The organism is Serratia sp. Ae19-1, from assembly GCF_059801225.1.
Genome location: NZ_JBCHWD010000003.1, coordinates 289,501 through 302,338 on the forward strand (window position 1 = coordinate 289,501; position 12,838 = coordinate 302,338).

At 54.4% G+C, this 12,838-nt stretch carries 11 protein-coding genes; all 11 read right to left on the reverse strand.

The window, feature by feature from the left end:
- Positions 1-77: 77 nt before the first annotated feature.
- The 11 genes from AAIE04_RS11605 to AAIE04_RS11655 all read right to left on the reverse strand — a co-directional run bounded on the left by AAIE04_RS11605 (position 78) and on the right by AAIE04_RS11655 (position 12,837).
- A complete protein-coding gene (locus AAIE04_RS11605; protein WP_019453450.1) occupies positions 78-2,210 on the reverse strand; it encodes a peptidase domain-containing ABC transporter in 2,133 nt (710 codons plus the stop codon).
- Complete coding sequence (locus AAIE04_RS11610; protein ID WP_019453449.1) at positions 2,197-3,492, reverse strand: HlyD family secretion protein; 1,296 nt, start codon at positions 3,490-3,492, stop codon at positions 2,197-2,199. Before AAIE04_RS11610 ends, AAIE04_RS11605 begins: the two co-directional genes overlap by 14 nt.
- Positions 3,493-3,566: 74 nt before the next feature.
- Positions 3,567-3,926, reverse strand: a complete 360-nt coding sequence (locus AAIE04_RS11615; RefSeq protein ID WP_019453448.1) for a hypothetical protein — start codon at positions 3,924-3,926, stop codon at positions 3,567-3,569.
- 135 nt (positions 3,927-4,061) lie between these two features.
- On the reverse strand, positions 4,062-5,003 hold the full coding sequence (locus AAIE04_RS11620) for a fimbrial protein (RefSeq protein WP_025159868.1): 942 nt from the start codon (positions 5,001-5,003) through the stop codon (positions 4,062-4,064).
- A gap of 43 nt (positions 5,004-5,046) precedes the next feature.
- Entirely contained in the window at positions 5,047-7,629 is a 2,583-nt protein-coding gene (locus tag AAIE04_RS11625) for a fimbria/pilus outer membrane usher protein (protein WP_498576973.1), read from the reverse strand.
- Between the two features lie 55 nt (positions 7,630-7,684).
- The gene (locus AAIE04_RS11630; RefSeq protein ID WP_025159869.1) at positions 7,685-8,368 is read right to left on the reverse strand and encodes a fimbrial biogenesis chaperone; all 684 of its coding nucleotides are present in this window, start codon (positions 8,366-8,368) and stop codon (positions 7,685-7,687) included.
- Between the two features lie 56 nt (positions 8,369-8,424).
- Complete coding sequence (locus AAIE04_RS11635) at positions 8,425-8,964, reverse strand: fimbrial protein (RefSeq protein ID WP_071532816.1); 540 nt, start codon at positions 8,962-8,964, stop codon at positions 8,425-8,427.
- 657 nt (positions 8,965-9,621) lie between these two features.
- Entirely contained in the window at positions 9,622-11,121 is a 1,500-nt protein-coding gene (locus AAIE04_RS11640; RefSeq protein WP_498576974.1) for a PhoPQ-activated protein PqaA family protein, read from the reverse strand.
- Between the two features lie 71 nt (positions 11,122-11,192).
- On the reverse strand, positions 11,193-11,591 hold the full coding sequence (locus AAIE04_RS11645) for a hypothetical protein (RefSeq protein ID WP_019453442.1): 399 nt from the start codon (positions 11,589-11,591) through the stop codon (positions 11,193-11,195).
- A gap of 78 nt (positions 11,592-11,669) precedes the next feature.
- The gene (locus AAIE04_RS11650) at positions 11,670-11,903 is read right to left on the reverse strand and encodes a hypothetical protein (protein WP_498576975.1); all 234 of its coding nucleotides are present in this window, start codon (positions 11,901-11,903) and stop codon (positions 11,670-11,672) included.
- 106 nt (positions 11,904-12,009) lie between these two features.
- Positions 12,010-12,837 (reverse strand): HAD family hydrolase, encoded by an 828-nt coding sequence (locus AAIE04_RS11655; RefSeq protein ID WP_498056645.1) that lies wholly within the window; start codon positions 12,835-12,837, stop codon positions 12,010-12,012.
- Position 12,838 lies beyond the last annotated feature (1 nt).

The following is a 12,838-nucleotide window of genomic DNA, read 5'->3' on the forward strand; positions in this document are numbered from 1 at the left end:
ATGGCGTGCGATAAGATCAACTGCTGCATTTTACCGCGATTTCGGCCGCGGGGACAGCCTGCGTTGCCCTGCGTAGGTCAGCCGTTGCTCGCCGGGTCACCGCTCGCCGCCCCCAGCACCACTACCCTATCTGCCGAGTCGATCGTCGACTTTCTGTGGGCGACAATCACGCGCGTGATATTCAATGAAGATATCGCCCGGTTGATCGCCAATTCATTCTCAACGTCCAGATGGCTGGTCGCTTCATCCATAAACAGCACGCTCGGCCGCCGGTAGAGCGCACGCGCAATAAACAAGCGTTGTTTTTGCCCGCCGGAGATGCCGTTCCCCAACTCGCCAATCAGGGTTTCGTAGCCCATCGGCATCTGCATGATTTCATCGTGAATGTTGCTGTGCACCGCACAAGCGACAATCAACGCCTTATCGGCATTGACTTCGAAACCGCTGATGTTTTCCGCGATGGAGCCGGAGAACAGCCGGTCGTCCTGCAACACGCAGGCGATTGCATTACGGTAGTTATTCACCCCCACTTTATGGATATCCATAGAGTCGGCCAATATTTGGCCTGAGGTCGGGCTGAGTAAGCCGCACATCACCTTCAGCAACGTGGTCTTCCCGGCGCCGGAGACCCCCACCACGGCCACGCTTTCACCGGCCGCAATGCACATGTCCAGGTCTTTAAATATCGGCCGGGACAGCGCGTCATATTGATAGGTGAGGTTTTTAACCTCGACGGCAACGCCCTTGCCCGGTTGAAATATCTGCCGCGGCGCGGATTCCGGCTCCGCATCGGTAAACACAATGTCGGATATCCTCTCATTATGCAGCGACAGCATGCGCAGCCCGATCGCCAGATCGATCAGGTTGGAAGCCCGCTGCGAGAACTGGCCGCGGTAGGCGTTGAACGCCATAAACATGCCGAGCGTCATCGAGTTGTCGATGACCATCATGGCACCGAGCCAAAGTATCGCCACCTGATCTAGCGTGGTGATGAAGGTGTTGATCCCGCCGAACATCATATTGAATCGGGTGATTTTGATATTGGTATTGGCCGCATCGACGTTCAAATTGAGCCAATAGCTGGAGCGCGTGTCCTTGATGCCGAGCGCTTTGACCGTGGAGACGCCGTACAGCGTCTCCATGAAATGGGAATTGGCCTTGGCCGCCTTGACGATTTGTTCTTCCGAGAATTGGCGGTAGGTTCGGTAAGTCATCATCCTGATGAGGATATAGACCAGGGTGAAGCCTGACACGACCCAGACCAGCCATCCGCCGTAGACCATCATCATCACGAACAGGCCAACCGTCATGATGCCGTCGATGATCCCGCTGACGATATTATTGGTAAAGGTGGTTCTGATCGCATCCAACGAGGAGAATCGCGATTGAATATCCCCCAGGTGCCGTTTCTCGAAAAAATCCAGCGGCAGCTTTAACAGATGCTCGAACAGCGTTGTCTTCCACTGAATGTCGGTCAGCGTCCCCAGTACGATGGAAATCCAGGCTCTGGCAATACTGACCACGGCGCGAAACAGGGTGAAGAAGATCAACCCCAAACAAATGACCGTCAGCAAACTGTAGTCGTGCGCCTGAATGACATGGTCGGTCACCAGTTGGGTCCCCACGGGCAGCAGCAGGTTGACCGACTCAATGACGATAGATAACGCAAAAATCTTGAGCAGCGTCCCCGGCAGCCCCTCGATGTTTTTCATCAAATCCAGCAGGCGCAAGCGGGTCTTTAGCGTCTCTTTCTGAAACGCCCTGTCGGGCCACAGCTCCAGCGCAATGCCGGTAAAATGATTCGACATCTCTTGCAGGCCGATCACTCTGCGCCCGAAGGCGGGATCGTGGATCACAAAGCTGGCGCGGCGAACCTTCACCAGCACCACGAAATGGTTCATGTTCCAATGCAATACGCAGGGCGTTTTCAACTGGTTGACTTCATCGATGTCCAATGACAGCGCGCGCGTCTTGAGCTGAATCTGCGAGGCGATTTGTGAAATGGTACCCAGGGTCGCGCCTTGGGTGGAGATGCCGAATCGCTGCCGCAGGCTCAGCATATCCACATTAAACCCGTAATAGGATGAAATCATGGCGAGGCACGCCAGGCCGCATTCAGATGACTCCGACTGCAAGATGCTCGGCACCCGTTTGCGCAGAGAGAAGATTAACTTCTCGTTGATCCGTTCAAAGAGATTATGATCCTTCATCGACTCTCCCCACCACGCTGTTTTTTATGTCGTACAAAGGCGCTACCGCCCATTGATAAAGCGGTTTCTTATCCAGAAAGACAATCACTCTGGCCTGCAGCCCGCTGCTGATTTCCAGATATTTTCCTTTGTCGCTGAATTGCGTATCGCTAATGGACGCCAACACTTTGTAGTAGGCGTTCCTCTCCCTTTTATTGCCGCTGCTGTATTCCGACATCTCCTGCGGCGAAGCCGGAACAGAGGAGATCGACTCAATTCGCCCCGGGAACTGACCGAATTTGTCCGAGGGAAAAGCTTCGTAGCGAATGTTGATGCCATCGCCGATTTTTACGTAGGGCAAACTGTTATTCGGCAGCCACAACACTAGGTAATATTTGATGTTTTCAATCGGCTTGATCTGCGCCAGGCTGCTGCCGCTCTCGACCACCTGCCCGGCGGTCACGCTCAGAGACTCGATTTTCCCTTTCAGGGGCGCTTTGATGATCACCTGGTCGCCGGCATTGGATTCCGCCAATTGACGTTGCAATTCGCTGCGTTGCGATTCGCTTTGCGAAATTTGATTGTCGTAATCGGCGGCGCGAATAAGCAGATCGCTGCGCAACTGCGACAGCTGGATATTCTGCTGAATCTTTTGGCTGTTGAGCGCCTGATAGGAGCTCTGCTGTTGCTGAAAGAGCGAACGCTGATAGTTCAACTGATCCTTGGTAATCAATCCTTTGGTCAGGTAATGCTCATAGTTTTTTAAACTCTCCCTCATTTTTTCCATGCCGTCTCGGGCATTGAGATTAAGTTTTTCCGTTTCTTTATACGCTAACTCATAGCTATTGATCTGTTTTCTCAGGTTATCCAGCATGGCGTCTTTGTTTTTATTCAGCTTGCTGATAATCGAATCCAGATTGCCAATCTGTTTGTTGATTTCACTGGCGGCGATATGGCTGACATTGCCTGAGGCCGTGCTGCGCGAAACATCAATGACGTATAGCGGTTCGTCTTTTTCCACCACATCACCGGCCTGATGAAAAGATCGATTCACGTAGCCATATTGAGAGGAGAAAACGTTGGTCGAATGCGGAATGCTGATCACCTCGCCCTCGACATCGACCCTGCGCGTATACTCACAGAAATAGAGCGCGCCCGCTAAAATAAGAATAAAAATAAAGCACGTAACGGCAATCACATAGCTCGACGCACCGGAAATTAACAGCGCTCTGCCGGTCCATCTTTGACGTTGATAATTAACCGCCTCCTGGCGGAAAATATTTCTGCTCTTATTTTCACTCATAGGAAGAGCCTGCGCATGCCTGACCGAGAGACAGCCGCAGCGAAAACGCTGCGGCCTTGGACAACGATATTGATTTAGCTGATGGTGCCGTTAATCAGCCCATCGAGGCCTTTTTTGGAGTATTCCAGGGTGGTATCCCAGCCGATAACGGCGGCGGCTACGCCGCTGGCTACCCCGCCCAGGATGCCGCCGGCCACCATGCCGACGCCCTGGCCAATGGAACCGACGCCCAGCAGGCCGCCGCCGTCGCCGCCGTGCTTACCGCCGATAACGGCGCCCGCCATGCTGCCGACGGAGGCGCCCAAAGCGACCGACGAAACGGCTTCCGCGGCATTCGCGACGGCGCTGCCAATCAGGCCGGCCAGTCCATTGCTCATATCCCAGGAGTAGGCGCCTGACACTTCATTCATTTCGATAACAGACAGTTCTTTCATAGGTTAATCTCCATATTTAAACGGACAAACACCGCCATACATGCGTGTTGTCATTGCATTGGCATCGGCCTGCAGCGCCGGATGCCACCAATAATGTCGCGGGAAAAAACGACATTATATTTTGATGAGGCTCCCTTAATTCTGCGTAATCGTGAATGTCATCACCGCATCGGCCTGTCCGGGGCTAATGTCTCCCGTTTGCTTATATCGCGCCATTAAGGGAATTCTGATCTCTTTTTCTGCAGCAGTGTGATAGTTAATCGGCCGGGAAAAAGCGATCGGATTACGGTTCTCGTCCAAGACTTCTACAGCAACGCCCTTTGCCGCATCGGAGCCGTCGGCAATATCGATCATGCCTACGCCCGGAGAACTTCCCGCCGCTTCAAACGTCACCTGCACCGGAATATTGTCTTCCTGGCATTGCAAGACCACGAAGAAGTTGCGTTCCGAAGAAACCGCGCTGCTACCGACCCCGTTAAACTCGCTGCGTTTTGGGCTGCCTAAATTCACCGTCTGATTTTTATAATTCAAATCAACCAGGCAACTTTTCTGAATGACCTTCATGCCGGAAATGCTCAAATCCAATACCGAGGTCGAGTCCAGATAATATCTGGCGATAATCTTCCCCCCCATATCGCCGCCGGTTTTTATCGGGCCGGTTTTGATGAACGTCAGCCTGACATCGTTGCGGTTGATCCACGGCGTCAGCAGATTGGGCGAAATCGCCGTATTGAAAGGCACGTTCTTATTGCTCTGCCACAGGTCTGAAATCGTCACCCCTACGCCGTCAATGCCCGTTTCAAACACGCCGGGCAGCGCACTCGGCGTCAGCGGCGACATGGAGCGATAGGCCACCGAGCCCGAGCAAAGAAAAGAAAACGTGGTGCCGCTGATGCTGTTTTCCGTACGGACAGCCAACTGCTCGCCGATTTCAATACGCGGATCCACGGCCAGGGTCAGCAACCCCATGCGGATGGTTTTCGCATTTGTGCTACAGGTGCCGGCATAGGCCAACGTCGTTAGCGTTGCCAGCCACAGCAGGGCGCCGTAACGGAATATCCTGAGAAAAACGTTCATTTTCACTCTCACTTAACAAGTCATGATGGATACCGAGCGAGACTTATTGGCAAACTCCATTGAGGGGTTGGATCCCTGCTGCGGGTTTCTCCGCCGGCAGTTGATAACTGATGCGGCATTGATGCTCGGCATTTCTCCCCCACTGCACGATGAGCCGGCCTTGCTCCGCCATGCCGGACAAATAAACCAACCCATCGCCGCCAATCAGGAACGGCTGCGCCGAATGCCCGGCATCGCGTACGCTGGCGCCCAGAGGGAGAGGAACCCCATGCGGATCCGTGACTCTCATCAAGATCCTGTTGCCGACGTTAGCCTTGAAGTTCGCCCGGCTCACCGCACCGCGGGTCGGAATGACCGACTGATTGGTCAACGCCAGATCGACATCATCCGGTAAACTTTCCACATCAAGACGAATCGAGTTGTTGCGATAAGGCGTGGCGTAAGGAACGATAGCGTAGCCGCGCCAGTCGGTTTTCACCCCGACCTGGTTGCCGACCGCCACATCGCTGGCGCCGGCCGCCGTCACCAGCGCCGCCGTCTCGCCAAAAGGCTGGCCAAAGGTGACGCCGTCTTCGTGAGCGATCACTCCGCCTTTCACCCCATAGTTGACGCGCTGCTGGCTGCGATCGTAGGCGTACCCCGCGACGACTTCGCCGTAAGTCGCGCGCCAGTCAAGATTCGCATTGCCGCTGTTGCCCTGGCCCTGATTGCCATACCCTTCCTGCACGCTCCAGTTGAGGTTATTGCCGGCCAGCGCCGTGCCGTTGAGCCCCGCCGTATGGCTGGTGTTGCCCTTTTGGCTGGTATTGAGGCTGTAAGTGGCGTAGGTATTGCTCAGCCATTTCTCCAATGGCACGCTGATATTGAAGGCAAACAGCTGGTCGCGATCGTAAATACGCCGCTGCCCTCGGTTTGAATCACCGTAAATAGCCTGAGAATTGCGGTTGTAGCTGTAGTTAAAGCCGTAGCTGATGCCATTCCAGCTATTGTTGTAACCCGCCCCCAGCGACTGCATGCTGCGCTCGGAGTTCCAGTAATCTTCGCTGACCGCGCTGAGTGACAGCGAACCGGCCCCCTGCCATAAATTCTGGCTGAGCGTAATCTCGGCGCGGTTCTTGCGGCGATCTATCGGGGCGTAGCGGTTGCCGCCGCGATAGGTATCCAGCACTTCCTGCAGCCCGTAATATCCGCTGGTCGAATAGCGATAGCCGGCAATGGCGAAGTTGGTGCCGGTTTCAACGATGTTTTTGCTGTAGCGCACGCGCCACGACTGGCCATCGCTTTTCGCTTGGTGTTCCTGTTTTGCCCAGGCCTGAGTCACGTCCACCGACAGGGCGCCGAACTCCCCCAGGTTTTTACCTGCTCCCAATGCCAGCGATTGGTACGGGCCGGCGAATTGTCCACCGCCATAGAGCGTGAAGCCGGCCGGCAAGCCATAAATCAGGCTGGCCTGCGTGAAGATCTTTTTCTCCACGCTGTGATCGTAGGTGCGGTATTGGCCCGACGTCAGCGAGTATTTCAGGCGTCCTTCGCGTTGCAATACCGGCAAGCTGGCAAAGGGAACGGTCATATGCTGTTCGCTGCCGTCCGCCTCTTTGATAGTCACGTCCAAATCGCCGCTGCCACCGGTCGGATACATGTCGGAAATCTCGAACGCACCCGGCGCGACGTAGCTCTGGTAGATGACATAGCCGTTTTGGCGAATCACCACTTGCGCGTTGCTGCGTGCGATGCCGCGCACCACCGGCGCATAGCCGCGCAGGCTTTCCGGCAACATATCGTCATCGGACGCCAACTGCGCACCGCGAAACGACACGCTGTCGAACACATCGGACGGGCTGCTGCTTTCACCGAGCGTCAGCAAACTCTTCAGCCTGATGATATTGCGCTGGGCGTAGGTATAGACGGTATCCCAGCGATCTTCAGACGGCTGCCCTCCGCCGCCGCTGTTGTAGCTCCAGGTGGTATAATTTCGCACCCGCCAGGCGCCCAGATTGAAGCCTGGCCGCAGGTTGAGGTAGTAGCTGCTGGCGCTCTGGGTAAAACGATCGCGCCCCTTGCTGTTGCTGCCGGTGAAGCCATAGTTGAGCAGCATCGCCGGCATCCCTTCGTCCCACAGTTCGGGCGGCACATAGCCGCGTATCCGATTTTCCAACGCCGCCTGGGGAATACTCAGCATCAACCGCTGGCGGTTAAATTGAAATTGCGCCGTGGCCTGCGGAATAGCGGCCAAATTCACGCACTCTTCAGCGCGGTTCAACGCGGGAAATCGCTCGACTTTCACGCCGAGCCGCTGCAGATCCTCCTTCGTCAGGCAAGGCTGCAAACCCGCTTTATCGTCGCTGCCGGGCTTGATGACAAAACGAACTTCACGCGTCTCCATCAGCATGTCATTCACCCAAATATCCACCCGGTACTTGCCGGGCACTTGGTTGCCGTTTTCAAAAACCGACAGGTCGATATGCTGTTGGCCCGAACGCCCCGTTTCCAGCAACGCCGGATTAAAGTAGTCACGAGAAAAGGCAGGATTGGCCATATTGCCGCATACCGCCGTGGTTGCCGTGAATAAGACTACGCGTTTCAGCCAAGCATCCCGCTTCGCTAACATACGCTTGTGCGTTATCATTCATTAGCTCCATTATTGAATTTGTTATTTCCTGCTGTGGCCCTTCCCCAGGCGGTTAAATACCTGACTGATGCTCCTTACCGGTGCCGCCATAGTCATTAATTAATTTCCAGCTGACCGACGATGCGCCGGAAACCGGCACTGAAAACATTTCGCTGCTCATCGGCGCGATATAGGTCACCTCTTTCATTTCACGCCCACCGATGCGAACATAATGAAAGTTCATATAATAAGGCGTGGGATTGGTCAGTTTTAATTCCTTGCCGACGCGTTGCCACGTCAACTGTTGAGCCACATCCTCGGGAACCTGTTTGAGCAACGCCGCGGGGCGATAAATAAGTTTGATGCGCGTTTTCACCGCGATCTGCAACGTGTTAGATTTGGCCGTATGTTCTGTCGAAGGAATGGATTTTATATTCATCCAATACAGGCTCTCTTTATCCTTCGGCAAGTCATCACCAACACGCACGATGCGCAACATATTCTCCTGGTGACCATCCAGGCGGAATAAAGGCGGCGTAATGATAAATGCAATCTTATCGACGCCGCTCTGTTGATTATCCAACCAGGACTGAATCAAATAAGGCTCGCTGTCCGGGTTATCGACGCTGATTGACGCCTCTTTTTTTTCGCCGTTGAAAATCACTCGCGTTCCGCCGACAACCACACCGGCCTGAGCCGTGGAAAAAAACAATAAGAAAACGAAGCCCGCCAGGGCACTGCAGCGACTAAACCGCATAATATTATCTCCGAGGCAATACGGCCCGCTGGAAACCAGCGGGCAAGAAAATATTATCAGTTGTAATTCAGCGTGAAGGTGGCGACACCGTTGGCTTTACCGGCAGTCACATCCGCAAGCGTAGAAATATAACGCGCGGTAAAATCAAGGTTGTTTTTCACGCCGCTGCCGGAGGCCAGCGGATAGGCCGTTGAGGCGGTGTAAAGCGGAAGAACATTGTTAGAAATATCAGACAGCTGGATGCCAACACCCGTGGCGACATCCGTTTCCTGGGTCAGCTGCAATACGTTGCTGTCGCCATTGTCGGCCGCACCGTCGAACTTAACGGTAGCGCTTTTCACCGTATCAGGACAATCCGTCACTTCCAGCGTAAATTTAGTCGCCGAGGACGTGGATCCCTTGCCACCCGCAAATGCCGTTCGGGCCACGTCGCCCAGAACAACATTTAATGGATTACTCAAGTCATTTGTGACCTTGCATGCGGCATCAACAATATTCCCGGTAAAATTAACCTGCCCGTCTGCCGCCAGGGCCGGTAGAGCACTCGAAAAAGTCGCCGCAACCAATGCCAACACAATCACTTTTTTTTCCATCATGGGTACTTCTCCTTTTGATTAGATAAACTGCAAAATATCCCCATCACGGCTACCCCGTGACAAGGAGAATAGGAGCTCCGCCCCTTTCACAGTTAATTATGCTTGGCTTTCCCTCTTTAGCAATACATAAAATCAATGTAAGAATGAGAAAAGATAATTACCCTAAATCGAATTGGCATCATTCTTATTTTTATTTTAAAAAAACCAAAAAAACGATGTTTCCCAACTCATTCGCCTGGGCGAACAGAAAACTATTTTCGCCCGACCTTCACGCTATCGCACAAGCTAATCCACTCATTTCCACCTCAGCCAACAGGCGAAATAATAGGAGCCGTCATAAAAAGTAAAAATATCCCAAGCAGGCCAGATGCCAGCGGAATTGATATCTTGCAAAGGGGGATCACGTTTCGGCGACAGAGCAAATTTCGGCAGCAGAAAAGCAAAGATAAGAAGATGTGGTGCCATGAGAACGGGCATTTACCGGCACTTCATAAAATAGAAAAACGCTGACGATAAAATCAGCGCAATAATGATGCAAACAGAAGGCGCCGGCAATAGAAAACGGTTCCCCTCTGATGTAGGCTAATTAAGCGGCATATCCGCACGTTCCAGGCTCAACGCATAATATGCCCCTCTCCACCTTATTTTTTAGCGTGATTAATCGTCATGGCGATAATCCTCGCCGAGCCCTCTGCCCGGTAAGGTTTCACACGCCAGGCCATCGCCTGCCGGCGCGGCGATCGGATAGCGATCGTCAGGCGTGATAAATACCGGCGAGGTCGCGATATAGCCATCGCTGAACTCGGCTTCGATAAAGGTGGCCGCCCATCCCTGCGCAGGGGTGACCAGCCGAAATTCGCCGCGGTTCTCCCCCGCTGCCGCCAGCGGCGCCGAAGTAAAACGCACGCCGCACGAGTAACGAAAATCTCGGGCCGCGCGGTTATGCGCCGTCCAACGCGACACCCTAACCGGCGGTTCGGAAAAGCGCAGCGTGCGCAATGCAGCCTCTGAGGGGCTGCTCTGCACCTCGATCGTCGGTAACGCAATATCACGCTGTCGACGATTCACCAGAGCCAGAACAGCGCGTTCGGCGGCCTGCCGGCTTACCGCGCGATCGCCGTCGGCGATGGCTCGCAGCGAGATTTCCCCCGGCAGTTTATGCAAATAAAATCGCGTGCTGTCGGGCGGATAACGCTCGTCGCCGCCGGCGATGATGAGGTACTTCGGCACCGGCGGCCGCTCGCGCCCAACCGGCAAGGGGTATGCGGTGGGATCCTCAATTTGCATCAGCTTGTCAAACGCCGGGGTCTCTATGCGCCGATCGATGCCAAGTTGATAATAAGGATGGAACGCCAAAGGCCAACGCCCGCCATACGTGCGATAGGTATGCTTCATCACCTGCCGCGCCGCGATCCCATCAGGGAAAATGGCAACCACAGCATCGATGCGTTGATCTGAACGCGCCGCCAGCATGGCCGCGGTTCCTCCGTCAGCCACGCCCGCGACGATAAATTTGTCGATCCCCCATTGGCGCAACTCGCGCTGCGCCAGCGTCATGGCTTGCGACAGCGCCGCCGTCATCGGGATATGCAGCGGCATCATCAAATATTCATCCGCATCGTCCAGGAACAATCGCCACCCTCTGGCTCGGCTCTCCTCTCCTGAACGGCGGCGCCCCTCATTCTGGTATTCCAGGTACGGGTAAGGCAGCCGATTGACCACCACCACCACCGTTTTGCTCTGCGCCGCCAACGCCTCGGCGGAAAACGCCGCTTTCTGATTGCCTGTCGCTTTCGGTCCGGCAGCGCTGCACGCACAGTCATCGTCCATCACCAGCAGCGCTTTGCGGCTGAGAGCGCCGTTGGGAATATAAATGTCCACGTCGTGCCACCATTGCGTCGGCCGGATGGCGTCTTGCGGCGACCAAGATTGCGACATCAGCCGATAATGACGAATTTCCGTGTCATGACCGCTATCCACGCTTTTTAATGAAAATGACAGAGGCAGCGTGGCCAACTGCTGGTTATAGCAAGGTATGACCGTCTGTAGCGATGGGGACTCACCCACAAAGCAGATGTCTTCCTCGTTGGCCGCAGCATACCGGCAGACAGCCAGCGCCAACCAAACCAAGATCATGTAAGCGGATATTTTTAACATGTTTCCCTCACGATGGTTGACGTTGCTTCGCCCCTTCAGGCTGGCGAAGCGGCAAACAGGCATCAGCGGCCTCATGAAGCACGATGAAATAATATCGGATAGCCGAAGCTGTCCTTTTCGAACGCCACGTCTTTCTCGTTTTCTCCCAACAGCACGCTGTAAATGCTGTTTTCCTGATAACGACTCATGGCGACGTAGAGCACCACCTCGCGATGATCCGTCAAGGTGAACTGCCTGCTCCTGGCATTGATTTCCAACGTGAACGCCACCACGGGATTGTTGTTTAAGAATACCGAGGTCTGTCTCATGGAGACGATTCTGGCCTGCGCTTTCTCCGCGACCTGAAAGGGAGTAGTGTCACTGGGGTAGCGGATATCCATCTTCTTTTGGATATAGATGACGTTAAACACCGCCAATGCCACCGCCACAAAAAGGTTGATTACCATAATCAGCATGATTTTATTCGCCATTCATCCTCCCGCCCCGTTCTCTATGCCGCGCTCGCGGTTGATTTAAAAGTGCCCTTGCGGGCACTTTTCATTAGAGGCTTAAGAGGATTTGCGGCCGAACAACTGCGAGAACGCGCTAATCCCGGCATCGATGACGGCGCCAATGCCTTCACCGAGTTTTGCACCGGCGTTTGCCGCATCCGCATGGATACCGAAAAGACTGGTGCCGGCATCCACGATGGCGCCAATGCCGGTACCCAGGATTTTGCCGGCGTCGGAAGCGATGCCCGCACCGGAAACCGCCATGACTTCTGCTTCAGTCAGTTCTTTCATACTTGCTCCTTTGCATTAATCGAAAGTGTTCCGTTTTAAGAAAATGAGACCCTCACTGTCTGTTCACCTCCTTTTTTCCGCCAATAAAACGCACCCGGTGAAAACGTCAGAACAGACCGAATTCACGACAGAGATAATCTGCGACGCCATTGCGACTGTTGGGCAGCGCAACCGGATTCAACGGCAGAGCGTGTTTCAATTCGCTCATGGCATTGCCCATCACCACGCCCGTCCCGGCCCAGCGCAGCATATCCAGATCGTTCATGGCATCGCCGAAAGACAGGCAATCGCGCATCGCTATCTGTTTGGAATTCAAATAGTCGGCCACGCTTCTGGCCTTGGAAACATGCTTATCCATGATGTCTATCGTTTCCGTGGAGGACTTACAGATGGACAGCGTTTTTCCAAACGCCAGACTGACCTCGTCGAACAGCGCCTCAATCTGCGCCGCATCGCCATGCACCAGCACTTTTAATATCTGCTGCCGCTTCATGGCCGCAGGCTCGACATAGCGGCAGGCGACGCCCGACGTTTTGACATAGTCAGAAAAAAGCGGGTTCTCTTCGGCCATCATCCACCCCTCCCGGGTGAACAGGGTCACGTGGAACGGGCTGGCGAATAAAAAGTCAATCAACCCCGCTTGCAGCTCCACCGGCAAAAAATAGTTTTTATCCGCCACCGTCTGTCCTTCGATGTTGACCATCGCGCCGTTGCAGGAAACAATCACCGGCGAGAACCCCAACCCGTCCACGATCCCACGCGCATCGGCATCGCAGCGCCCCGTCGCGATGACGATTTCCAGCCCCCGGCGGTGTAAAATGTTGAGCGTTTCCACCGTCAGATCGGATAAATTTCCCGAAGGATCGAGCAAAGTGCCGTCAAGATCGCTCACGATCGCCCGGTATTTAATTTTGCCGTCGATGGCCAGCCACATA

Excerpts from the sequence above, each read along its gene's own strand:
- AAIE04_RS11655 (WP_498056645.1), bottom strand. The coding sequence starts at position 12,837 with ATGTGGCTGGCCATCGACGGCAAAATTAAATACCGGGCGATCGTGAGC.
- AAIE04_RS11635 (WP_071532816.1), bottom strand. The coding sequence starts at position 8,964 with ATGATGGAAAAAAAAGTGATTGTGTTGGCATTGGTTGCGGCGACTTTT.
- AAIE04_RS11610 (WP_019453449.1), bottom strand. The coding sequence starts at position 3,492 with ATGAGTGAAAATAAGAGCAGAAATATTTTCCGCCAGGAGGCGGTTAAT.
- AAIE04_RS11640 (WP_498576974.1), bottom strand. The coding sequence starts at position 11,121 with ATGTTAAAAATATCCGCTTACATGATCTTGGTTTGGTTGGCGCTGGCT.
- AAIE04_RS11605 (WP_019453450.1), bottom strand. The coding sequence starts at position 2,210 with ATGAAGGATCATAATCTCTTTGAACGGATCAACGAGAAGTTAATCTTC.
- AAIE04_RS11615 (WP_019453448.1), bottom strand. The coding sequence starts at position 3,926 with ATGAAAGAACTGTCTGTTATCGAAATGAATGAAGTGTCAGGCGCCTAC.
- AAIE04_RS11630 (WP_025159869.1), bottom strand. The coding sequence starts at position 8,368 with ATGCGGTTTAGTCGCTGCAGTGCCCTGGCGGGCTTCGTTTTCTTATTG.
- AAIE04_RS11620 (WP_025159868.1), bottom strand. The coding sequence starts at position 5,003 with ATGAACGTTTTTCTCAGGATATTCCGTTACGGCGCCCTGCTGTGGCTG.
- AAIE04_RS11645 (WP_019453442.1), bottom strand. The coding sequence starts at position 11,591 with ATGGCGAATAAAATCATGCTGATTATGGTAATCAACCTTTTTGTGGCG.
- AAIE04_RS11625 (WP_498576973.1), bottom strand. The coding sequence starts at position 7,629 with ATGATAACGCACAAGCGTATGTTAGCGAAGCGGGATGCTTGGCTGAAA.
- AAIE04_RS11650 (WP_498576975.1), bottom strand. The coding sequence starts at position 11,903 with ATGAAAGAACTGACTGAAGCAGAAGTCATGGCGGTTTCCGGTGCGGGC.